At 61.3% G+C, this 24298-nt stretch carries 17 protein-coding genes; 11 read left to right on the forward strand and 6 right to left on the reverse strand.

All coding sequences use genetic code 11. The features are described 5' to 3' along the window. Positions 1–1280 precede the first annotated feature (1280 nt). Positions 1281–1496: a hypothetical protein gene (locus tag AAFN84_RS22060; RefSeq protein WP_347516858.1), complete on the forward strand. Its 216-nt coding sequence runs from the start codon at positions 1281–1283 to the stop codon at positions 1494–1496. Positions 1497–1607: 111 nt separating this feature from the next. Here AAFN84_RS22060 and AAFN84_RS22065 read toward each other — a convergent pair whose 3' ends face one another. Then, a complete protein-coding gene (locus AAFN84_RS22065) occupies positions 1608–2126 on the reverse strand; it encodes a hypothetical protein (RefSeq protein ID WP_347516859.1) in 519 nt (172 codons plus the stop codon). A 322-nt stretch (positions 2127–2448) separates the two neighbouring features. After that, complete coding sequence (locus AAFN84_RS22070) at positions 2449–3180, reverse strand: autoinducer binding domain-containing protein (protein WP_347516860.1); 732 nt, start codon at positions 3178–3180, stop codon at positions 2449–2451. 357 nt (positions 3181–3537) lie between these two features. Here AAFN84_RS22070 and AAFN84_RS22075 point away from each other — a divergent pair, with 357 nt between their 5' ends. The 7 genes from AAFN84_RS22075 (at position 3538) to AAFN84_RS22105 (ending at position 9579) form a co-directional block, all read left to right on the forward strand. Then, positions 3538–3705, forward strand: coding sequence for a transposase (locus AAFN84_RS22075; RefSeq protein ID WP_347516861.1), 168 nt, complete (start codon positions 3538–3540; stop codon positions 3703–3705). A gap of 1044 nt (positions 3706–4749) precedes the next feature. Further along, on the forward strand, positions 4750–5427 hold the full coding sequence (locus AAFN84_RS22080; RefSeq protein WP_347516862.1) for a hypothetical protein: 678 nt from the start codon (positions 4750–4752) through the stop codon (positions 5425–5427). 171 nt (positions 5428–5598) lie between these two features. Continuing rightward, positions 5599–6468 (forward strand): ectoine/hydroxyectoine ABC transporter substrate-binding protein EhuB, encoded by an 870-nt coding sequence (ehuB, locus tag AAFN84_RS22085; RefSeq protein ID WP_347516863.1) that lies wholly within the window; start codon positions 5599–5601, stop codon positions 6466–6468. Positions 6469–6476: 8 nt separating this feature from the next. Continuing rightward, positions 6477–7136 (forward strand): amino acid ABC transporter permease, encoded by a 660-nt coding sequence (locus AAFN84_RS22090; RefSeq protein ID WP_347516864.1) that lies wholly within the window; start codon positions 6477–6479, stop codon positions 7134–7136. Continuing rightward, a complete protein-coding gene (gene ehuD / locus AAFN84_RS22095) occupies positions 7126–7785 on the forward strand; it encodes an ectoine/hydroxyectoine ABC transporter permease subunit EhuD (protein ID WP_347516865.1) in 660 nt (219 codons plus the stop codon). The genes AAFN84_RS22090 and ehuD overlap by 11 nt, the downstream gene beginning before the upstream one ends. Positions 7786–7806: 21 nt before the next feature. Beyond that, positions 7807–8556 (forward strand): amino acid ABC transporter ATP-binding protein, encoded by a 750-nt coding sequence (locus AAFN84_RS22100; RefSeq protein ID WP_347516866.1) that lies wholly within the window; start codon positions 7807–7809, stop codon positions 8554–8556. 9 nt (positions 8557–8565) lie between these two features. Then, on the forward strand, positions 8566–9579 hold the full coding sequence (locus AAFN84_RS22105) for a succinylglutamate desuccinylase/aspartoacylase family protein (protein ID WP_347516867.1): 1014 nt from the start codon (positions 8566–8568) through the stop codon (positions 9577–9579). Positions 9580–9957: 378 nt separating this feature from the next. On the opposite strand, the gene AAFN84_RS22110 is transcribed toward AAFN84_RS22105, so the two are convergent. From AAFN84_RS22110 to AAFN84_RS22125, 4 genes are all read right to left on the reverse strand, one after another. Then, positions 9958–10323, reverse strand: coding sequence for a type II toxin-antitoxin system VapC family toxin (locus AAFN84_RS22110; RefSeq protein WP_347516868.1), 366 nt, complete (start codon positions 10321–10323; stop codon positions 9958–9960). Then, on the reverse strand, positions 10317–10532 hold the full coding sequence (locus tag AAFN84_RS22115) for a ribbon-helix-helix protein, CopG family (protein ID WP_347516869.1): 216 nt from the start codon (positions 10530–10532) through the stop codon (positions 10317–10319). Before AAFN84_RS22115 ends, AAFN84_RS22110 begins: the two co-directional genes overlap by 7 nt. Positions 10533–11099: 567 nt before the next feature. Beyond that, positions 11100–11375, reverse strand: coding sequence for a hypothetical protein (locus AAFN84_RS22120; RefSeq protein WP_347516870.1), 276 nt, complete (start codon positions 11373–11375; stop codon positions 11100–11102). Between the two features lie 431 nt (positions 11376–11806). Beyond that, positions 11807–13312: a hypothetical protein gene (locus AAFN84_RS22125; RefSeq protein ID WP_347516871.1), complete on the reverse strand. Its 1506-nt coding sequence runs from the start codon at positions 13310–13312 to the stop codon at positions 11807–11809. A gap of 85 nt (positions 13313–13397) precedes the next feature. On the opposite strand from AAFN84_RS22125, the gene AAFN84_RS22130 reads away from it, so the two are divergent. From AAFN84_RS22130 to AAFN84_RS22140, 3 genes are read left to right on the forward strand one after another with little or no spacing between them, the layout of a single operon-like run. Beyond that, entirely contained in the window at positions 13398–16676 is a 3279-nt protein-coding gene (locus AAFN84_RS22130) for a DUF6603 domain-containing protein (RefSeq protein ID WP_347516872.1), read from the forward strand. Between the two features lies 1 nt (position 16677). Continuing rightward, a complete protein-coding gene (locus tag AAFN84_RS22135; RefSeq protein ID WP_347516873.1) occupies positions 16678–19359 on the forward strand; it encodes a hypothetical protein in 2682 nt (893 codons plus the stop codon). Beyond that, complete coding sequence (locus tag AAFN84_RS22140) at positions 19356–23867, forward strand: hypothetical protein (protein WP_347516874.1); 4512 nt, start codon at positions 19356–19358, stop codon at positions 23865–23867. Before AAFN84_RS22135 ends, AAFN84_RS22140 begins: the two co-directional genes overlap by 4 nt. The last annotated feature ends 431 nt before the right edge of the window (positions 23868–24298 follow it).

A 24298-nucleotide genomic window follows, 5' to 3' on the forward strand; every position in this document is an offset into this window, starting at 1 on the left:
ATCGTTGCATCGATAATGCGGGCCGAGAGGGAAACCTCCGGCCGGTTTACATGGTGCAAACAAGACCAACGCGGTTTTGATCATACTCGCATCGCGGGCTTCCCCGGTCGCTTGGCCTCGCCTATTGACTGGCTGCAATGGCGGATCGACATTCCTTGGACCGACCGGTGGCGCCGGGTTTTGACCAGCAGGAATTGTTCGCTACGCTAGGCTGGCAGATTTCTACGCTCCGCCGCACGCAACTTAATCATTGGCATTCGCCTGGGCTATCGCGAGACGGTGTTGCTTAGCTGAGCCACTTCATGGCCTCGACTGCAACGTGTTAATGTCCGACATGGCGGCGGATGTAGGTAAGAGCAAAGGTGCTCCCAGTTTCACAATCCATGGCGATGCCTCGGTGATAACCATCGCGCTCCTGACCACCCTCATATGTGAAAATTGCTGAACGGAGTGGATTATTTAGCGCCGACGATGCAGGAATGTTCCAAGGCCGCCCGCCTCCGCACCCAGATCGCCGACACGCTAGGTGGCGCCTCTTCGTCGACGGTCAGAGAGGTCGGCGGACGGCGGATGTGGAACAGTCGCGGTGGCGATTGGCACAGCTTGTCTTTCCAGCTCGCAAAACCATAATCCTAGCGCGGCTGGCACCTGACAAAGATCGGCCGGCTCAAAGTAAAGCCAACGCTGCTCGTTTGGGAGTGGGGCATCATGCATCGGGCAGACTGTACAGGCATCGGGTAAACACCTGTGCATATTCAACCGGCGATGCCCCGATACGTTCCATCGCAGTTTTGTGGTGGCGAGAACCGAGGTTCGACACGCGACGCCGACCCGATCCGCAATCGCGGATAACCAAGTCAGTCGCCCCAGGGGCGAAGTATTTCCGGAAAATGTGGCGGCCGCGAGAGGCCATTCGTCCCCCCTCGCGGCGTGCGAACCCGTGTCACCGGAGGCCGCCCCGACTGGCTAACGCCGCGCCGCCTACACATAATCACAAAGTAAATCTCACAGCAATATAGGAGGAGTGCAAATGCGCCTCATTGTTAATAGTGGGCAGGCGCTTCACCGTGGGTGAACCACCCGCCTGATGACTGCTGCCGGAGTTCATCTGCCATAGAGATCGCTTGGCCGATCGACGACGGTGTAGTTGAGGACGCACGCAACTTTTGTGATGCTCGCTCCCGACTAACCCCACCGCCGCTTTAATCGTACTGCTTCTCACTGCACAGATGACGACACTAGATGACCAATGAAATTGTCCCGAGGAGAAGGCTGAAGAATTGAGTGTGCAGATCGCGCCCATTTCAGCGCTTCGGCGTGCAACCGTGTGTTTTGGCGAGACGCGCGGTGCCGAAATGGACGACCGCTACAACGTAGAAGAATGCGAGGTCATCCGTGACGACAAACTCGACATCAGCGCGCTGCTGGTCCCCACCAACGCAACCACCAGAGATTCTCTTCAAGCGTCGTCGAATCTCTCAACTGCCTGTGGATGAACGTCAAGCCTGAAACGCACGCGACCTGATCCCCTCGGCCTCTTCAAATGAGGCGCATTGGTAGCTGCCGTGCTATCGGCAATAGTGACAGTGCTCCACAGAGAGGGAAGTTCAGGCATCGACCGCGTCAGCACGCTTTGGCGGAGTCTTTCGGACATCGACGCGCCGAGATATCTCTCGAGCCGGCGCCCAAAAGCAGTTTCCTGGCTCGAAGTCGCCGTCCTTATCCATCCTCTGCAATGAGAGACCGGGCGGGCATTCTCCCATTGTGGCAAGAAAATTGACGAAGCCGGCCTTCCATTCTGGGTCCATCGAAATCCCCCGGCCGCCGAACTCTGCGTAGCGCTTGTTGCGCGGATTGAAGCAGCGGTTCTTGGCGTGGTTGTATTGGTTGAGGGTGCGGCTCGTTTGGCTGGCCTTTCGGTGGCCATGGGTTTGCACGCGCGCTACCAGTATCTCGTCGCGCAGACAGCCGCAGCTCTCAGTGGTGCCATGCCTCACATTGTGCAGCGGCTGTATGGTGACGTTGCCGCAGTCGCACTTGAAGCGCCAAAGCGTATTGGTGCCTTGCCTTTCTCGCAAAATCTCGAGTGCGACCAGACGGCCATAGCGCTCACCGGTGATGTCCATCCATCGCCTGCCCAAGTTGGCTTTCTCCTCTCATTCCAATGTGCGAACCATCCATGAAGACTGGTCCATCGGGGGCTGCTAGCGAACGAGTGATTATAATACTGCAATTAAATTGATTAACCAACGTCTAAGGTGGCCGGTTACTTAGGTAGCAGCTTGGCCGCTGCCTGCACGTTTGGAAAAGATGGTCGATTTCGGTGATTTTGCCCTTCATTTTGCGAAGCACTGCCTGGTGGTCAATGTCAGTCGCCGCGTCCGCAACCCAACCATCCGCACTCTGACCTACCGCCGCCGGCAACCGTGACAAAGAAGGGCCACTCTACTAGCGTGTCAGTATGCCTGCCTCACCCGCGAGGCGGATCAGATGCGCGACATTGTCTGCATTGAACTTCGCCTTTGCGTTATCCAGGTAGAAACGCACCGTTTTCTCAGACAGGCCGTAGATCTGTGCGATATCGGCTTGGCGCTTCCCGAGCGATGTCCAGATCACGCACATTTTTTCGCGAGGTGTCAGACGCTGATCGTGCCGCGCCGAGATCGGCGGGACTTTCTGCATGACATGGAAATGCGTGTATGCAACAGCTACGAGAGCACTTTGCAGTGCATCTAATCCTATCTGCGGCTGCATCTGTTCGGCTGAAATGAACGAGAGCATGGCAGTTCGCCCAAATCCCGCTTGCATAGGGATAGTTGCCCCTGACACGACGCCGACTTTTGCAATTTCGTCCCGGAATTTGGCACTGGCGCCACTCTTGTCGGCTAGAGTTGGGAGCGACCAGACAAAGGGGGCCGACGACTGTCGTGCATGCCGCACCACCGGGTCTACCACCACATAGCGCTCGTTGTTGTATCGCCGCTCCCACTCGACCGGCAGATCGGTGACCGTCTTGGCATCCTGCCCTGCGGCGCAAACATATGCAAAATGCTCGAACCCAATAGACCGTGTAAAGCGGTGCAACGCTGACTTCAAATGCTTCTCGTCGCGACACGTTTCCAACCCGTCGAGAAGCGAGGCCACCTGATTCATGAGTTGTCTGTCACGGCGCTTATCCATCGCTGCTCCCCTAAGCCGTAATGGGCGCCGCGCTCCCCACATTCAGTCGCGGCGGTGCTTCGAAATGTTCAGGGGTTGGAGTTAGCCAGACGGAATGCATCTGACCATCACGGGATTCCGGTAGTGCGATAAGAGACCATCTGCGTTCCCTCACTCAACTCCACCAGGAGGGGAGGCAGCCCCGAATTAGATAAGCAACTGAAAAGACAAACGCGAATGATCATTGACCTGCTCACCTACCTAACAAGCGGCTGGGGCCGAGCGGCGATCCACGCTGCTAGGAATTAGGCCCTGTTGACAGAATGGATTCCCAGATCGTCTGAAGCGTGATTCACGGCTTCCTTTTAGGAGGCGGCATTGGCGCGGGGCGATCTCTCGGACGAGGGATGGGCCGTCATCAACGAGCTTCTGCCAAGCGAGCGAGGTCGCAAGGCTCGCGCGTCGCACGACAACCATCGCTTTCTCGACGGCATGCTGCCCGCCCTGCGGGCCGGCTGCCCGTGGCGCGGCACACACGATCGATAGGGCAAGTAGAACTCGTTCTATGTACGGCAGGCGCTGGTCCGAGCAAGGCATCTGGGATGCAATGTTGGGGACACTCGTGGAACGCGGGCTGACAGACGACTGGCAGCATATGATCGACTCCACCACTGTTCGCGGCCATTCGCAGGCAGCAGGCGCTAAAAGGGGACCTATACGCAGGGCTTTGGTCGAAAACTGGGCGGCTTTACGTCGAAGATCCATGCCCGTACGTACGGTCAGGGGGCCCTCTTGGCTTCGTACTGACAGGCGGCGAGCCCTTCGACTACCTAGCCGTTCGCACCCTTCTGGCCATGGCCGTTGGCAAGTCAGGTCTTATCCTAGCCGATAAGGGCTACGACGGCGACGAGGTTCGCCAGTCCGTGCTTCTGACAGGCGTCATGCAGGTGATCCCGCCGAAGGCCAACCGTCGAATACGGGCTGCCTGTGACTTCCAATAACGGGAACGCAATCGCATCCAACTTCTGTTCAACCGGTTGAACCAGGCACGGCGCAGCGCCACACTCTACGACAAAACCGCCAAGTGCTTCTTGGCCTGTGCCTCGCCGCATCACGCATTTGGCCCAAGGACTATGCCAACAGGCCCTCGGCACCCCGCATAAAGCACGTCAAAGTGAGGTCGAACGCTTCGACAAGCGCACGCCTACACCGCCACCATTCTCGGGAATAAATTCGACCCCCGCATTCTCCAAAGCCTGTCGAAGCGCCAATATCGTTACTCTATTCGCCTTTATCGGATCGCTTTGCGGCTCGACGCGCTTAATGGTGGCTATCGAAACATTAGACAAATCTGCAAGTGACTTCTGGTCCATCTTCAAGAGAGCCCGAGCCGCACGAAGCTGCGTACCAGTTAAGGTTACGCCAAAAGTATCATTTGATGCCATAGGGCTTGATTTGCGTCCCGCGTTCTCATATGGTCCCACTATCGCGTTCTCCAACTAACCTTGTTGGACGTACGAGCGGTCGAGCGAATGTGGTTGCAACACATCACTCGACCTGACCAAAACCAAGCTGTCTGGAGCTCGGATCATGGCTGATTCCGACCATACCACGACTTTGCCTTCCGTCACGCGCTGCGAACATGACGGAACAAACTTCATGGCATTGTCCGCAATCTCCCAAGGCAAACCCGGAGCCTCATCCGATCCTGCCGTGACCGTCGCGCTTGCCTGGACTGAAGCCCATGCGTCCAGGGAAAGTCACTGCAGCAAACAGCAGCGGCTGGAAACCCAGCTCATGTTTGGCGCCGACTCGGCAGATGCCGCTGATACGCCTTGCACCGGCCACCGAAAACCGCGCGTCTCCGTCCGAGAAGCCTATCTGGCGGCAAAGGCGGAAGAAACGCTTGCCGCAGGGCGAGAGCAGCAACTCTTGAGTAGGCTTTCCCAGATACAGGCCACGTCGCTTACCGGTATTGCCGCCAAGCTCTCGGTCGTTGTTCGAGAGAGCGAAGACGACACGGATCTTAGTGATTTTCCGATCGACCTCATCCGTTCCGCGATGAGCGATCTTCATCGCATCATGGCCAGGATAGGGCAGGGGTCGGCATACCCGGCCGCAGGCCTCCTAGAAAACCCAATCCACCCGGTGGGGTCGTCCACTGTCGCTGCCTGGTGTGCGTTTGAAGCGCGCATGCGCGGTGACGAGGAAAGGTATCGGATCTGGGTCTCAACCTACAAGGCTCTCAACACCCTTTCGGCCGACTAAAGGGGAACAAACATTCGCATCTGTGCAGCCGTCCAACAGCCAGCTCAGAACGCGCCACGCACACATCTTTCCATTTCTGTTTCCGTGTCACGAACAGTCGTGGCCGGGAAGATCCGCCTTCAACGCCCTCGCGGGGAGAAGGCTTTTTTTGAGAAACAAGGAGGGTTATTCATGCGCAATACGATTGGTCAGGGAATGGTCGCGACAGCGGCCGCACTATTCGTCATGTGGAGCCCGTTCGGCGAGGCTCATGCCGAAACCACGAAAGAACGGGTTCTTCGTGAAGGCAGGATCGTTGTCGGCATCCACAACCGCTCGCCATGGGGTTTTCGCGAGGATGGTACCGGGGAGGCTACGGGATGGCACCCTGATATCCTCAAGGCTGCCTTCGCGGAGCTGGGCGTCGACGACCTGGAATTTCAGATCACCGAGTTCGGCGCCCTCATTCCAGGCCTCCTGGCCGGACGCTTCGATGCGGTTGCATCAGGGCTTGCCATCACGCCCCAGCGCTGCGCGCAGGTCGCCTTCGGCGCGCCCGACCTTCAGGCTCCCGACGCCGCCATCGTCCTGGAGGGCAATCCGAAGAACATCCAGGGCTATGCCGACATCGCGGCCGACGACACCATCATCATGGGTGCCGGACGCGGCAGTGTGGTGGTCACCAATGCGAAAGCTGCCGGCGTTCCTGAGAGCCGGATGCTGCTCTTCCCCGATATCGAGGCAAATCTGTCGGCGCTGCGGGCAGGGCGGATCGATACGGCCCTGATGGCGTCTCCCACCGTCATCGGCCTCATGGCCGGCAATGGCTCCACGGGTCTCGAACGGGCGCTGCCATTCGACGTCGGCGAGGCAAGCACCAACTATGCGGCGATCGCATTTCGGCAAGACGATCTTGATCTGAGGGATCTCTATGACCAGCAGCTGGCCAAGCTGAAAACCACCGATGCGTTCACCGACATCATGGCCAAATACGGCTTCGGCGAGCCTGAGACGGTGGCTGACGGCATCACGACCGACGATCTCTGCAACGCTCGGCCCTGACGATGTCGATGAGCATGTTCGAGATATGGCTGGGGATCTTGGAGGGGCTCGGCACTACCTTGTCGGTCACCGCCTATGGCCTCGTCTTCGCCATTCCCTTCGCCCTGGTGTTCGGCGTCGCGCAATATCTGACGACCGGCGTCGTGCGTTTCTGCGTGACCTGCATCATTGAATTCTGGCGCAGCTCCGCCGTCATCATCTTGCTGTTCGTCTTCTATTATGCCCTGCCGGTGGTGGGCGTCACGCTTTCGGCGATGACAGTCAGCGCCATGGTGCTGGGCTTGAACGCGGGCGGCTATGCCAGTCAGGCTGTGCGTGCCGGTCTTCAGGCGCTTCCGTCAGGCCAGCGGGAGGCCGGGTGCGCCCTTGGGCTTTCAGGTCCAGCCATCCTCCTGCTGATCGAACTGCCCCAGGCGCTGGTCGCGATGAGCCCGACCTTCGTCAACACGCTGATCCAGCTTCTGAAGGGGACGGCGCTGGTGTCGCTGGTCACGCTGACCGACATGACGTTCCGCGCCAAGGAGATATCGCAGATCGAGTACAATCCGGTCGCCATCTACACCGCGCTTTTGCTGGCATTTTTCGTGGTCTGCTACCCGATCGCCCTGTTCGGCCGCTGGCTTGAAAGCCGGGTCGGCGTACCGGGAGGGCGCACCAGTGGGATTTGACCTGCACTTCGCGCTGTCCAGCGTGCCCATCATACTGGGCGCCGTCGGAACCACGCTTTTCGTCGCGCTACTCAGTTGCGTGGGTGCGGCCGCGATCGGTTTCGTCTTCGACATCGTTCGCCGTCTTGGCGGCGTAACGGGCTTCCTCATCGGGTTCGCGGTCGACTTCATCCGATCGACGCCGCTCCTTGGCTGGCTCTATTTCCTCTACTTCGTCCTGCCATTCTACGGCATCCGCCTTGGCTCGATGACGGTCGGCGTCATGGGGCTAAGCATCTATTACAGCGGCTATCTGGCGGAAGTCTTCAAGGCCGGCATCGACGCGATCCCCAAAGGGCAGCCGGAAGCGGCAAAAGCCCTGTCGCTTAGCCGGCGTGATACGATCATCCACGTCATCGCGCCACAGATGCTGCGAAACATCGCGGCACCGCTCGGCAACTACTTTGTCTCCATCCTGAAGGCGACCCCATACCTGGCGGTGCTTGCCGTCCCGGAGATGCTGGGCCGCGCCTTCGACATCGCATCGCAGACCTACCGTTACACCGAGCCATTGATGATGGCCGGCCTGATCTTCCTCGCGCTCGCGCTGGCGATCTCGCAGGCCGTCAAGCGGCTCGAGCGGCGGCTGCTTGCCGTCGGCGTACGATAACCAAATCAACCGGATCAAGGCATGCACCCACAATCGGACACACTCGTCGACATTCAGGGGCTCAACAAATGGTTTGGCGCCCTGCACGTACTCAAGGACATCGATTTCAGCGTCGCCAGCGGCAAGCGGGTCGTTGTCTGCGGACCATCGGGGTCGGGCAAATCCACCCTGATCCGCTGCATCAACGGGCTTGAGAGCTACCAAAAGGGAGTGTTGCGCCTCGCAGGCACCACACTTGGTCTCAGCGGCAAGGAGACGGCTGCCGCGCGCCGGCAGACCGGCATGGTGTTCCAGAGCTTCAACCTGTTTCCGCATCTGACGGTTCTGGGCAACTGCACGCTCGCATTGCGCCGTGTCGCGGGCAAAAGCCGCGTTGAAGCAGAAAGCATCGCGATGGCGCATCTCGAGAAAGTGAAGATCCCGGAGAAGGCGGGCTCGTATCCAAGCCAGCTCTCGGGCGGACAGCAGCAGCGCGTCGCGATCGCCCGCGCACTGTGCCTCAATCCTCGCATCATGCTGTTCGACGAGCCGACATCGGCGCTTGATCCGGAGATGATCAAGGAGGTGCTCGACGTCATGGTCGCGCTGGCACGCGATGGCATGACCATGGTGTGCGTCACCCACGAAATGGGTTTCGCACGCGAGGTCGCCGATCGGGTCGTGTTCATGGATGACGGCTCGATCCTCGACAGGGCTCCGGCGCGCGACTTCTTCGGCACCAGCGGCCATCCCCGGTCACGGCTTTTCCTCGAAACCATCCTGAAGCACTGAGGCAGCCTGATGAGCGATCAAACACAGGTGTGGACCCCTGTCGATTTCGAAGCCGACGGCAAGCAATGCGACTGGCTGAGAGTGCCGCACTCGGTTGACCTGTCAGGATATGGTGTCGTGCCCGTTCCCGTCATCTGCATCAGGAACGGGGCGGGCCCGACGGCCTTGTTGATGGCGGGCAGTCATGGCGACGAGTATGAAGGCCAGGTGGCCCTGGCAAGACTGGCACGCGAGATCGACCCGGCCACCATACAGGGCCGCATCATCATCCTGCCCTCCATGAACGCTCCGGCTGTCGAGGCAGGGCGGCGGCTGTCCCCACTGGACGACGGCAACCTCAATCGCTCGTTCCCCGGCAATGCCGTCGGCGGCCCCACCGCGATGATCGCGCACTATGTCACCACTGTGCTGCTGCCGATGGCCGATGTGGCCATCGATCTGCACGCGGGCGGTCGATCGTGCGACTACATTCCGTGCGCCCTGATCCGGAGCGGCGGGGGAGCGCGGGAGCATCAAGATCTGCGCGCGCTTGCCTGCGCCTTCGCTGCCCCGGTCACGTCCATCAGTGATGGGTCTGGAGGAGGCGGGCGTACCACTTTATCGGCGGCCGGGGGTGACCTTGGCGTGCCGGTGCTGACCGCTGAACTTGGCGGTCGGGCGTCGCTATCGAAGGAAGGACTTGCCGTTGCGCAACGGGGACTGCGCAGTGTTCTCAAACACTACGGGATCTTGCCCGACGATGATGCAGATCCGCTACCGGAAACGCGCTTCATGCGGGTTCGGGGCAGGGGGGCCTTCGTCTATGCCATGCGCAAGGGGCTTTTCGAGCCGGCGGCCGCGTTGAGCGATGCCGTGCAAGCCGGACAGATTGCTGGTTTCATTCACACCATCGATCGTCCGTGGCTGGAGCCGGAGCCGGTGCATTTCAGCGAAAGCGGCATGGTCGCGTGCCTTCGTGCCCCAATGCTGACGGTGCCGGGTGACTGTCTCTACAAACTTCTCGTCGATATCGACGCCGACTGATCCTGACCAGGGCCGCTCATGGCGGCGGCAACGACGCCATTTCCATGCTTCGCGCCGGCCCGTTGCAGTTGGTCAGCACGACAGGTAACACGCGGCCCACGATACGCGTGGTGCCGCACCGAATGCTCACACGTCCCACAGTTGGACGCAATCGACCCCCTCAAGCTGGGGCAGGTGAGCGCGAAGCTTTATCGTTTTACGCAACCTCGAAGAATTGTCTCGTGGCCAAATCGGATCGTCTACTGAAAGAACGATGCAGGGCTCCAGCGGGGTCCCGGAGGCTGACGAGGAAACAGGCGGTCGGCGGGCGGCGCTTGACCGAACGCCAGCCCACCACCCTTGCCAGCTGAACACTCTGTGCAGCGCCCAGCGAGTTCGCTACAAGGTGTAGGGTTCGCGTATCCCCGTATGGTCCGGTGGAAAGTCCTTGGTGTTGCGGGTCACAAGCAGGCGTCCTGCTGTCTGTGCCGTGGCCCAAATCACTGCGTCGGGTAGCTTGATGCGATGGGCACGCCGCAACGCAACTGCGCGGTTGGCGATCGCGTCGTCCAGCGCGATGACTTCAAAGCCGTCGAGAAACAGCCGGGTCGGTTCGACAAGATCGGCGCTTGCGCCTACCATTACCTCCATCCAGGTAATGATGCTGATGGCGCGTTTGTCGAACCGGTCGAGTTCGTCTCGGGCTTGGGGGATACCGTTCAGATGGTCAATGAGGGTATTGGTGTCGAAAAGTGCGCCTACCATTCACTGCGCAGCTTTTCCTGATAGACTCGACCATCAACTTTACTCTTCCCCCACAGACCAAAACCGTCCTCGACCTGCTCGCGGTGATGGCGGTCGAGATAATCGTCTATCGCCGCCCGGATGAGGGCCGCACGCGACCGGCGTACTCGCTTGGCAAGAATGTCCAGGGCCTCGACCTGCTGATCGTTCATATCGACAAGGGCTCGCATCGCACGCTCCGTCTGATATGCCTTATGTATATCAAATGAGGTGACACGAGAGAAGGGAAGAGACCCCTTCAGGGGCGATACCAGCAGAAATCAGTTGCAAAACGAAACGATGCCGATTGACGGCCGCAACGGCTCGGCAGGCGAAGCTACCATCCTATCTCAGGATGACGCATAGGGACCCGCATCGCCCAAACCCGTTATCATACGTTGAATCGGGCGGTCATTGGCATTCTTCGCGGCTCTACTCCTTTCGGGCAACATCTTGTGTCGGGAGCGGCTTGGCAACGTGACAAAGCCCCGCCAGCTGTCGCCGACGGGGCTCTGTTGCCTGACGGAACTCAATACTCATCCGTACACACGATAGTGGCCGCATTAGCTGAAGGAGACGTTAAGGCCGCCTGCCGATGCGCGTTGCGCTTCGTGCCCCGCGAGAGGCCAAATCTGCATTGCGAAGAAACTATACTGCCTGCATCAAAAGTCAGGCGACGCCTAAACGGAGCCCCACAGACAGTGTCTCGAGGAACGCCGGTATCGACCGCTTGGCAAAGGCCCGACTGAGATCAAGCGTTACCAGTGCTCTTCATCGGTGTGACGCGCTTCCATGGCAATGTCCATCGCCTCGCGGCGGCTGCAGCGATGTTTGGCCATGTAGTGGCTGATGAGCGCTTCTTGACGCTCGATCGGCGTCAAGCCGAACACCGTGGCGAACCGGTGCTCCGCTTCTGGCTTCGATAATGGTGGGGCCCCAGCCCTGCCGCGATACAGACGCGAAAGAAGGGCCCATACCACGATGGCGGCTACGGCAATAATGACAGCATCGAAGGGATCAATCGTTCCGCCCATGGGATCAGTGATAGCCTGGAACGTGTTACCAAATGGAGACCGAGTACGCATCGCCACGGTCCTGCGCGCCACGCTTCGAACTTTTTCTCAGCTTGCACTCGAACCAGGCGCGACGCGCAAACTCAGCGTCAAGATCGAGATCCGTCATAAGGACCTTGGCAAATGTTGTCCCAGCGCCATGGGTCTTGTGATGCGGTCGATCGCACTGCTCCGCCTCCGAAAACTCGCACAACCCCTGACACCCGCCGTTGAGCTCGACCTCGACTGCTGATCGTGGAGATGAAGCGGATTTTCGATCTTTCAACCGACGATGGCCATGGCGTGCGGCGTTACCTCGAAACAGCTTGCAATCGACTTCTGGGCTTGAAAAGGGATGCCGGCGCGATCGTCAAAGCGAGTGCCCATCGAGCGAATAATCGTGCGTTGCGCGGTCAGATGTTCTGGTATCGGTGGTGTTCGAAATCCATGATCGATGGCCGTATGATGGCAAAGACGCGCGAGTGTGGGGCTGTAGAGGTCGGCGCGGGGGGATTGACCTGTCCGGCTGCGGTCAGGACATGGCAGCCGATCGAGACATAGCCTGCCTGCGGCATTGGCCACAGCACGTCAAGACCGTCGAGTGCCCTGAGGTGTTGCTGCTTTGTGGCTGGAGCAACCGCACTGCCGGCTGCCGGCGTTGTCGGTGCCGGGCGAAAATGCACGTTGGGCCTGAGCTGTGCGCCGAACTGACGCTCGAGCACGCTGCGCAGGACGAAGCTGCCGCCGTTCCCATCGATCGTGGTCAGCACGCGTTGTGCCGGGTGCCAGTGATAGACGATCTGGATGTGGTCGGGTCCACCGCCAGCATCGTGGTCGACGAGCACAATGTCACCGGGCGCGATGTCAAGCGGTGTTTCGCGCTGGATCTCCGGCCACAAGACGATCCGGCGCTGGGATCTGCGGGCGCTATGGGCATCGCGTATGTCCAGTCCGCTGGGCAGCATCTTTGTGACCCGTGCCCTCGGGCGCGACGCCCCATAGATGTCGAGGGTATAATAGGATCCGTAGTCGAGCAGCCCTTGCGTGTTGGCGAAGAGTGCGGTGTGTGCCTTGTCCATGCCGCCCGCCTTCATCATGTTGGCCAGGGCATAGCCGCACCAGTTCACGCCTGCAGCGATGTTTTCTTCGCGATGCACCGTGGCCGATGCATCGGCCGTTGCCAGATTAAGCAGCTGATACGCGCGCGCAGCGGCGAGACCAAGATGGTGAACCACCTTATCATTATGGATGATCGTGCCTTGTGCAGCGGTCCAGCCTATCACCCCGCGCTGGAAGATGCTCATCCGCGAGTGGGAATCGTACCAGCCGACCTCGTCGGACTCTGGATAACCGAGCGTTCCGGCCGGACCGCCCTGGGCCGTATATGCGCCCAGAATCGCGCCATGGACTTCGAAGGCCATGGCGGCGCCGGGAGCCTGGAAGATCGTCGCGGGGACGGACGGGAGGATCATCATTGCGCCGCCATCGGGCAACGGGGTCTCAACGAGAAACAGATCGGTGATGGTCCAGCCGTTCGCGCGCAGCTGCGCAAGCTTGACTTGAATGGCACTCATTCGCCGCTCTCCTGATCGGATCACGCTGGCGCGGCGCGGTTCAACTGAACCATGCCCGGCGGGCATATCGGGATTCCACATTGACGCGCGTGTCAACGCTGCGAGCAGCGATTGGTAACCAATGCGTAAATGGCGGATGCACTTTTCGCGTGCAGCTGAAAGGGCGAGAAAACCACTTGCCTGCGCGACGCAAAAATGCACATTTACGCAAGGGAAGGTGGGGCATTGGCCGGCAGGAAGGTGCCCCTTATGGTTTTCGTAGAAGCTGATTTCACCATGAAACCGCTTTGCGTTGCACCGGTGCCGCGTCAGCCGCGCACCACAGCCGCATTTGCCTTTATCCACTGCCAGGCGCCACCCGCGTCCCCCTTCTGAGCCATGGTCGAATTGAGCTGCAACCGTATCGGTTGCCGGATCGGGAGCGGCGGACGTGAAATCGCTTGTCGAAAGTGTTGTCTCATTTATCGCCGACAATCTGGTTGGAGGGGCAGATGTGCCGCCGCCGCCCGGCAAACTTTCCGATATTCCCGAGATCATCCGGCAACTGAGCTCAGTTCACCTTGAGCCGGGCAATAACGGCCCGGCCGATTGGCTGTTGGTCCTGACGCAACATCTCGGCGACATCGAGTTGCGCGACACCGTCATCATCCGCGCAATCCAGGTCAAGGCGCCCCGCCTTGCAGAGGCGCTTGTCGCCAGCGGGTTGATCAAGGTCAACTACCAGCCGGGTGACCAATCGAGCGCCTATTCTTTCACCTTCGTATGGGACAGGCTGGACAGCTATCTCGAGAGCCCCGGCGAGGCGATCCTGACCAGCCTGCTGACGCGGGTCCAGGACATCGATGATTTCAAAGTCGCCCAAATTCTGTTTGCAGAACTGCTGGCATCGCCTGCCCAGCTTCTGCGAATGGAATACACAGACCAGGGCTTCGATGCGCTGCCGGATCCGAGCAGCGACGGCGTCGTCGATCTGGACGAAGTGATTGCCGAGCTGATCAACTCACCGTTGCGAATTGCCCTGCCGTTCGGTGCCTCGCTCGACTATGCTCAGTTGCTGGAAAGAGTGAGCTGGGCAAGGCAGCATCCCGACAGCGACACCATCGCCCTTCTTGGTCCCGAAGCACCCTACGCCGACCGCCTGGAAGGGTTCGGCCTGGAGCTGAAGCTCAACAAGGTTGAGGAATTCGCCGCGCGCACGCTCGACCTGGGCGGCGGCTGGACGATGTCTGGCGCGACCACCGGAACTGGGGCAAAGACGTTCCGGCTCGTTATGTCGGGTCGCAAGCTTGATAGCTCGCAAGGCAACGATACGAGTTTCGACGTCAAGCTGGATTGGCGTCCTTCGGCAGGCAGGGCCATTGTCGGCCCACCCAATGGCACCCGCGTGGAGGCGGGACCAATGGGCATCACCTTCCGGTTCGAGGCTGCCGGACCACCACCGGCACCGACCCCGCTGTTTTCCATCCGGGCGCGCGTTGAACAGGTGGCGTTCGTATTGGCAAAGAGTGATCTTGGTCTGCTCGGCGACGTTCTGCCACTGCCCGATGAGATCCGGCTGCAGGGGGACCTGTCGGTCTTTTACCGGCAAAATGAGGGCCTGCAGATGGAAGCAGGAGGCGATGGGACGTTCGGGGTCGAACTTCCGCTGCCGCTTGATCTGAACCTCGGGTCGGCGGGATCTGGTCTGGGCATCGACCACGTGCTTGCGCGTCTTGACCTGCGCCCTACCACGACAGGTCTGGAAGCGCGCATCGGGGTGAGGGCAGGCGCGAGCGGGCGGTTCGGTCCGCTCACGATCGCAGCGGACGGGATAGGGGGATGGTTTGGCCGTTGGGACAGCGCGCCCTTCGGTGGTTATGCACCAACGCAAGTCGCCGTTTTTCTCGAGGCGGGGCCGGTGTCGGGCGGTGGCATGCTTGCCACGCTCGCCGACCAGCAATTTGCCGGCGGGCTGGCCCTCAATGTCATCGGCATCGGGGTCGGCGCGTTTGCGCTTTTTGGAAAGGCGGACGACGCAGCTGCGTTCGTCGGGGTGCTTGGCGTGCGTCTGCCCATGCCAGGTGTACAGATCGGCTTTGGTTTTGCGGTCACCGGGGTGGGCGGGGTCGTCGGCATCAATCGGCGGGCAGATACTGACGTGCTTCGCGAGCAAATTGTAAGCGGCACCAGTGCCGACATCCTTTTTTGCGACGATCCCGCTCGCAGCGGTCTGTCAGTGGTCAGGCAGTTGCCGCGGCTGTTTCCAGCCGCACGCGGTGTCTTCCTGATCGGCCCGACCTTCAGGATATCGTGGCTCGAGCTCTTCAAGCTGGATGCCGGCCTCTTCATCGAACTGCCGGGACCGCGCCAGATTTTTGTCGCAGGCTCGGCACGGCTGGTCATTGGTAGCGAACATGCAGCACTTGTGTACCTGCGTGTGGATTTTGTCGGCGGTGTCGATCTGGTCAAGAGCCTGATCTATTTTGATGCCGCTCTCGTCAACTCGCAGGTGCTTCAGGTCTTCAAGGTGACGGGCGGGGTCGCCTTACGCATTGCCTATGGCGACAATGGCTACTTCCTGTTCAGCGTCGGTGGTTTTCATCCCTCCTTCAATCCCGGTGGACTGGAGCTTCCAGCGCTGGCGCGGGCTGGAACGAGCACCTCGGTCTCGCTCGCATGGCTCAAGCTCGAGACCTATTTTGCGCTGACCAGCAACACGTTCCAGATCGGAGCAGGCGTGGAGGCGGGCGTCAGGCTCGGACCGATCGCGGCCCATGGCTGGTTCCGCTTCGATGCGATGGCCCAGTATGATCCGTTCAGATTCACGGCTCGCGTCGATGCTGGTTTCGATGTCGAGGTGAAGGGCGTCTCGCTTTGCGGCGTGCGGGTGACAGGAAACCTCAGCGGTCCAGGACCGCTGGTTCTTAACGCACGCGCTTCGGTGAAGGTGCTTTTCGTGCGCATCACCAAGGACGTCACCATTCGCTTCGGCAGCGCAGGCGGCGACCTTTTGCGCGCACCGCTCGATCTGGTCGCATTGATGGCGCCGGAATTTGTCAATCCAGCCAACATCCGCGCCGAAGGCGAAGACGTTTCGGTAGCACTGAGGCCGCAGGCGCCCGTGCAGGTTGGTGGACGTGCAGTGGTCGGCGTGACCGGACCGGTGATCTGGGAGCAGAAGCGTGCACCGTTGGGCCATGACCTGCAACGCTTCGAAGGGGCGCCGCTGGCGCGTGGGATCAACGGGCAGGCGCATCGACTCAACCTGGTCGCTGCAGACACCACTGTGGAAGACGACTGGTTTGGGTCCGGCAGCTTCATGGACGTGTCGGACGCGCAGGCGCTCAACAATACACGGTTTGTACAATTGCAGTCCGGCGTCCGGCTAGGCAGCGGCCGCCACACAACCATAGACGACGTGACGTATGACGTGACCATCGACATCGTCAAATTGCCGAAGCGAAGGTTTCTTGGCAGTCGGATGTTTACAGGCAGCTATGTTTCCCCCGCACTTGCTGGCGCGGCTGCCGAGCGGTCCGGCGGTGCCCGCGTGACCTCCGGCGGCCCGCGCGTCAGAGCGGTTGCGGAAAAATGGAATGCCTTTGCCAATGACGGATCGCAGGTGGCGACAGCGCTGCCCTCCACCCAGGCGTTCATGACGGCCCGCGAGCGCGGGGGAACCGCGCAGCCGGCAATGGCGGTCACTGTTTCGCTTCAAGGGGTGTTGTGACATGGCGACGATGACCTTTCACAGCTGGCGCCGTTCGAGTTTGATGGACAACGCCACGCTCGCCGAGGGCCGGTTGAGCGGGACGATTGCGATGACACTGGACGATCCGGCTGTCGACGCTCCGCCAAGGGCGTTTCCCGTTCCCATTGCGTTCAGAAGTGCGGCGGATGTCTCGGCGTTGAAGCCTGAAGCGATCCGCCACACGGCGCCACGCCCCGCGACCGCGGATGCCGAGACGACGAAGTTCGTCCACATCGATTTTGCCGAACCGGACCTGCCGTGGCGCTACAGCCCCGCGGTCCCTGAACCCGAGGCTCCTGGAGGAATCCGCACACGATTGCGGCCCTGGATCGTGCTTTTGGTGGGCGAAGCGTCGGAACTTGACGTACGCGGTGGTGTGGTCGTTCCCGCCAAGGCGGTTCTTGATGCCCACCCGCTTGGCGAATCTTATCGCTGGGCACACGTTCACGGCCAGGATGGATCCGCCATCGCGCGCCTGTTGTCGCCCCGCCGGCTGTTGCCGCTGCGCAGATATGTCGCTGCAGTCGTTCCCGCCTTCGATGCGGCCGGCCATCCGGCCTGGCAAGATGGCGAGCTTGTCGGCGAGCACCTTGCGGTGCTTCACAGCTGGCGCTTTCAGACCGGGGAACAGGGCGATTTCGAAACTCTGGCGGCTGCCTTACGCGTACGGCGCGCAGGCAGCCTGGGCGTCGCCAATGTGCGTTATGCACGCCCGGTTGCAGATGTCGACGTCACGCTGAAGCTGGGCGGCGCCATCACATCTCTGGCGGACCTTCCCGATCAGACTGCCGAGCTTGACATAGCGCGGGCCGATCTCCGCCAGATCAATTCGGAGCTCGAGGATGCAGCCGAACCGCACGAGGCGCCGCCGCCGCCCATGCGAGACATCATGCAACTGCCGCGCTACGGCGGTCTTTGGGTGCATGATACCGAGGCGGTGCAGTGGACGCGCAGCATAAATGACGATCCACGCCATCGCGGCGTATCCGGCCTCGGGCTCGAGATGGGCATTGTCGGCCAGGAACCGTTGATGGCTGCCGCCGTGGAGCAGGCGGGAGCGCTGAACGATGCGGCCCAGCGCATCGCCTTTCTGGCGCTTGGCCTTGGCATGTCGTCCAGTCTTTGGCGGCGGCGGCTGCCGGAGGCACCCGAACGTCGCCTGTGCATCTTCGGGCCGGCGATGTCGCGAATGATGGCCGACACAGGCGGGACCGTGCTTGACGAGGTGACGTCGCAGCGAAGCGTTCTGGAGCGCAGTCTCTTTTCCAGTGCCGGAATGCGCTTGACCCGGAAGACCACAGCGCGGTCGCGCGCAGCCGGCAAGAGCCGGGTGGATCGTGTGGCGCTCCTACAAGCCGCCAACCAGCTGCCTGTTTCTCCAGATGGTCCTGCCGAAGGCGTTCCCCACGCCGACCTCGCATCGTTGAAACTCGGCACACCCACTCTGGCCGATCGCGCAGCTTTGCCAAAGCTGGGCGAAGACGCCTGGGGGCTGATCGAGAAGTTTCACGGCCAGCCGAACACGGATGAGGTCAGGGACTACTTCATCCAGCTTGTCGAGGAGGTGCTTGGGCTGGGATGCCGCGATTTCATACAGATGTACTTTGATTCACTGTCGCCGTGGCCAGCCATCCTCGAACGCGATCTGCTGATCGGTGCGCTGAACGCGTGTCGCGGCGGCAAGGAGTGGTTCTGGCTCGTTGGCATGCTGCCGCACCCGTCCCCACCTGATCCCCGGCGAGCGGTGAACATTGATGGTCTTTGCGCGGCTGTGGCGTCGGCGATCGACCCGACCGCTGTGCAGCCGATCGCACGCGCTCGGGTGGAAAGCACGATTGAGGGACTGGAACTGGGATCACTGGCTCCACCCGAGGCGCCGATCGGCCTGGATTATCCGGCTTGGACGCTGTTGAGAAACAACGAGCGCGAATGGCTGCTCCCAGGCGTGAGCGACATGGAGACCGATTCCATTGTCGCCTTGCGAACCAATCCGACCTTCATTGACGCCTTCATGGTCGGGCTCAACACGCAATTTCTCGCTGAGATGCGGTGGCGCGGGCTGCCGGCGCCCCGGGTCAGCACGCCGCTCAGGATGTTTTGGGGCTATGTCGATTACACCACCGGCAAACGTGACGCCGACATTCAGCCGATTGGCAGTTGGCCATCACAACCGGCAGGCGCGCCTGAGGCCGACGATATCGGTGACCTGTCGCACCAGGCATTCAAATCGGGCGACGAGACGGGAAAGACGGACCTGGTGATCGCCTTTTCCACATCACTGTTTCGTCGTTATCCCTCGACGCTGGTCTATCTCGTGCGCCCGCCAGCGGGGCTCGCCGAAGCCGATCTCGATACGCTACTGGCCGACCAGCCGAATTTCGAGGAGGCACCTCTTGATCGCGACGCAAGGCGGTATTTCGGGCCGATCTTCCAAGGTGAGATCATGCCGCATCTGGTCTTCTTCGCCTTCGACGTCGACCCATCAAATCTCGAACAATACTGGCTGGTCCTCGACGAGCCGCCGGCCGAGCTGCGGTTTCGCAACGATCGCGGCTCTGCCGGCAGCAATGCAGCCTTGTTCGCCAAGGAGACGATCGACCGCCCCACACGTGTTGTGATCAGCGGCAGTGCTCTCGAAGCAATGGCGGGAGAGACCCCATGATGCGATTTGCATATCGCAACGCCAGGCTGGCGCTGGTTGCGTCAGCGATCAAGGCGATTGGCGGGCCCTTGAAGGGGAAGGCGGCACTTGCCCCCAGGCAGGGCAAGTTCGCCTACTCCGATTTCAATGGCGTCTTGCGGCGCAGACTGCTGGCTGATCTGCAAAAGGAGCAGCAGGAACTGCGGACGGACCGCTACGAAGTCTGTGATGTGTTCGTCTCAATGCTGATGGCGGATTGGACCTGGGACAAGACGAGCGGAATGCGGGAGGCCGCTGGAAAGGATCCGGCCTTGCGTGCGCTTGATCTGGCACCTTCTCTGACTGAGGGGACTGCAGCTGAATTGCAAGCGTTGCCGCGCAGCTCTGCAACGCGCCATGACCTCCTTCGTATGGTGCGGGAGCGAGCAGGCGAGGATGCGGAGATCGAACTTGCCGGTATCGCGCTGGGCGCGTGGCTGCGCGAAGGCGAGCGGTCCAATCCCGTTCGGGACGTGGCGGTTTTGTTGCCGCTCAGGCTCGAGACGCTTTTCAAGTCCGAGGACCGATCACAGTGGAGGCTGCTTGTCAGGGCCACGCCAGATGAACCGTCCATTCAACGCCATGGGCCCCAGGTAAGCCAGATCGAGGCAGATTGTCTGGTCGCATTCTGGAAACGGTCGCACAGCCTGGAAATAGTGCCTTCGACGATCGCCGCCGAATGGCTGGCGGGGGAGGCGCAGGGCGAAGGTGCGATCGCTTGGACTGAATTGTGCGATCAGGTCGGAGCGGCCCGGGCGGCGTTCCTGGTTGCCGCGTTTCCGCCTGTATTGCTGGATGGCGCCTTCGTGTGCACGGTTCCCGACGAACGCATTGGAAACAACCCACCGCCGCATGTTGCCGGTCTGCCTCCCGAACTTGCCATCACCGCCTTTGATTTTGATGGCCAGCGTCTCGATGTCGGATTTCTGATCCCAAAGAACAGTGACATCCCGCTCGTCATGCCGGGCGAGGAGGAGGCAGGGCCCAACTGGCTGACAGACTGGCAGGCGGCCAAGGCGGTGGGTCTGGGAGAAGAGTTTTGGCTGCCGCCGGGATGGGGACCCGAGCGTATTGCAGCACTTTATGTCTACGGTGTCGGTGACGAACCGGCGAACGAGCTGTTCTGCGGCCATGCCAATGCCGGTGTCATGGGGTTGCTTCAGCCGGGCGCTGCGACGAATTCGATCGAAGGCGGCGAGGCAGCGGATCTTGGGAAGGATCCGGTGGCCTGGCGCCGGGTGGCGGTCAACCGCATGTGCGATCTGCGGGGCTCTGGCACCCAGGCAACCGCACGGGCTCTTTGTGGAAGCGGCGAGGCTGTCGCCGACATTCCTGGTGGCAACACGTTCACGGGCCGCAGCCGCGAACTTGTCCAGGCGCTTTGGCCGGCTTTGTGGGGGCACTGGATGCGCGACGTCTGGGGCCGCATGGACGAGGCCCACGACATGTGGAACTGGGCCAATCACTGGGTCGCGCCTGAGGGTCCGCTGGCGCCTTTACGCATCGACACACAGCCTTATGGGCTCCTGCCTGTCATGGTGCTCGAAGGCTGGCAGCCCGCGGGGGACACGTTTGATGCGGCCGAGGAACGTCTTGTCCGCTCACTTGTGCTGCTTATCCAGCAGCGCGCGCATGCAGCCGAGCACAGCGCCGCAGTGAGCGGGGCGGACGAAACAGACCTTTTGGACCGGCTTGCACGCACCGGGGTCAGCGCCGACTACGACTACAGGACGTTCGTGCCGGCCGAGATTCTCGCTCCCATCCTCGCACCGGGGGCGCAGGCTCAATTCAACGAGGTGGCGGCATCCTTGTGGCGGCCTGCGGCCGACGTCGTGGGAGGGGATCCGACGAGAGATTACCTTGCCGTGTGGGACGCGCAGCGTCTGACGCTTCCACTGATCGGTGCCCAGCGGATGTTGCCGATGTCGCTCAAGGATTTCTTCCACAAGCTCTACACGCTCGAATCGGAGATGTTCGGCGAGCATCTGTTTGGCGAAGGCAAACGAACCATCGTGCCGGACAGCCTGCTGATCCGGCTGATGGTCTGGTCTGCCATGGCGGCCAAGGCTTGGTACATGCAGTCTCACCAGTCGCCTGCCGAAACGCTGGTCAACCCGGTGTGGTGGGACGATCCGGATGAGTGGACACCTCTTGCCCGAGGTCAGATGGGTTTCGACTGGGCGGTGCAGAACGGCCTCGGTGAGAAACCGGCCGCAGAGCTCGTTTTGGCTCACCGGGATCACGTCATGAACCTTGCCTCCCGGCTGAGTGAGTTCCAACGTGAGGACGATGACCCCTACCATCCCGGCGAGACAGTTGGGGTTCTCGACATGCCCGAAAACGAGCATGCTGATCTGGATCGGGCCCTGCGCGCGACGCTCGATACCGCCTCCCATCGTCTCGATCCTTGGGCGACCGGGATTGCATGGCACCGACTGAATTCGCAGCTCGAGAGCGGGCGAGCACATCACCGGCTCGGCGCCTATGGCTGGCTCGATGGCCCGTTCATCGGCCAGCCAGGGCCGAACGGGTCAGGCAGGCTCCACGCGCCTTCCTACACTCAGGCGCTCGCCAGTATCGTGATGCGCGACAAGCAGCTTCAGGCAGAAGGTGAGAAGGGTGCGGACGGCAAGAACATCTGGCGCACCCAGCTAGACTCCGCCTGCGTGCGGACGGCCCTCGAAATCGCACAAGAGATCAGGCTCGACTTCCACCTCTATGAGGTTGTCGGTCGCCGCGTCGAGGAGATTGTCGCGGGCCGTGACCGGATTGCAAGACTGCGTGCGTTAAAGCCACTTCGCCCCGAGAGACCGGACCCGCGCGATGTGTGCCAGGGGATGGAAGCTCTTGAGGGGCTTCTGGCGGGGAACCTTGCCGGAGTGCTTTCGGATGACGATTTCGTCCGCGACACACAAAGACAGCGCCTTGTCGCTTTGGACGAAGGTCTGAAAGCCTTCGCCGATCTGCTTCTGGTCGAGGGCGTTTTCAGCGTCGTTGCAGGTCACCCCGAGCTTGCCGCAGATGCCATGGACGCTGCTGCGGGCTTTGCCCGCCCCCCATCCTTCGACGCTGTCAAGACACCGCCATCCGGCTACCGCCTTGTCACCAGCACCGTGTCGGTCATCCAATATCGCCCAGCAGCGACAGACGGTGCGCCGATTGAGATTGCCGATGCATCGCTTGCAGCATTCCTGTCCGAGCGGTTTGGTGATGCGTCTTTGTGGGTCATCCGCGCGCGATGGAAGGATGGCGGTGGCGACGCTGAAGGGGATGTGACGATCGCCGAGCTCGGCCTGACCCCGCTCCAAGCCGTCTTGATACCTGAGGATTTTCTTGCCGAGGCGGCACGCGCGCGCCTGGGCAAGCCGGATGCCACTGTTGCGCAGCTCGACGGACATCGGCTGATGCGTCAGGCAATTGGAATGCTTGCCGCGCAACCGGCAGTCGCAACCGACATCTCGGCTGTGCCGGACAGTCCGGCTGATGCAGAGGTGGATCTCGAGATCAGCCAGGAGCTCGCCCGGCGCTATCTCGGTGTTCACGCTGCTTGCTCTGTGCTGGCGGAAGGGGTCGCGGAAAACGATCCCGTAAAGGTCGTGTCTTATCTTCGCCAGGCCCTGGCGTGGGGCGTCGTCGGTCCGGCGGAGCCGACGCTTCGGCACGCGTTGATAGGCGCCGCTTTTGACGAGGTGATACCAGCGCATGACGCGCTAGCCAGCCTGTTGAACGCTGCAAGGGCGACCTTCATTGCGCGCATCAACCAGGCCCCGGACCCAGCCACCTTGGAGGGAGTGCCTGCGACGGTGTTGGCGCGTGCCATCTCGGAGCTTCTGCTTCCTGGCGGCAGGATTGCCGTGACCGCATGTTGGCCCGTGGCGACACTTCGCGAGCGCAGCGGGTTGCGTGCCGAGCCGGAAACTGCGCTCGACACCGACTGGCTGTCGGTAATCGCGGCGGTACGACCGTCCTTGGCGCGGCTCGAAGCCGTTCAGCTTGAAGCGTGGGCTATGAAGCGGTTCGAGCCGCTTGCTGCCTGGACGGCGGCTCCGCCTGGCGATCCTTGGCGGACAAAGCTGATAGCCGACAACCAGCGTGCACGAGCCGAAGATCTCGCCTCGCTCTCAATGAGCCGGCTCGTTCACGCCTTTGGCGCAGCCGACGCATTTGGAGGCTCGCACGTCGCGGTCGGCTTGGTGGATCAGTTCAGCGAGGCAGTGCCGATGCCGCAGCGTTCTACCTATGCTGCCTTCGGGTTCAATGCCCCTGCGGCTCGTGCGCCTCAGGCCATCATCCTGGGTGTCCCTGCCAAACCCGACCATCGCATGCAGCCACAAGACATACTCGAAACCGTCATCGAGACGCGGCGGTTGGCGCATGCGCGCGCTGCGCGGCCGCAGGACGGTGCCCCGAACCCGATCGAATCATCACTGTGGCTTCAAGCGTCGGGCCCCCTTCGGGTCATGCTCGACGGCACGCAATACACGAGGTAGCGGCCATGGTTTCGCGTGTAGATATGTATCACAGGCTCGAACCGCGACGCGGAGCGCGCGATCTGGATAATGGCTTTGCCGCCCGTCTACACGACCCGGTCTGGTTTCTTGCCCGCCAGTGGCAGATGGGCGAGCATCAAGGCGAGAACGCCACATCTCCGGTGAAGGTTGAATGCTCGGTCTCGCGTAAGCCGATTGCACCGCTTGACGGCAATCCTGCCTTCGATCCGGCCATGGTGCCGGCAGAGGCACTTGTAGAATCCGAACTTGAGGACTGGTGGACGATGGGGAGGCGGATCCGGGTCGGGGCAAGGCTTGCGACCAGTTCAGAACTGGGGCTTGCGGAAATGCCGGCCATGCGGTTTCGAGATCCACCGCCGCCCTATTCAGCGTTCGATGGCATGGTGGATGGGCGCGCGGTCTGGTTGTCG

Origin of the sequence: Mesorhizobium sp. CAU 1741, assembly GCF_039839275.1 — a bacterium.
Lineage (GTDB): Bacteria > Pseudomonadota > Alphaproteobacteria > Rhizobiales > Rhizobiaceae > Aerobium.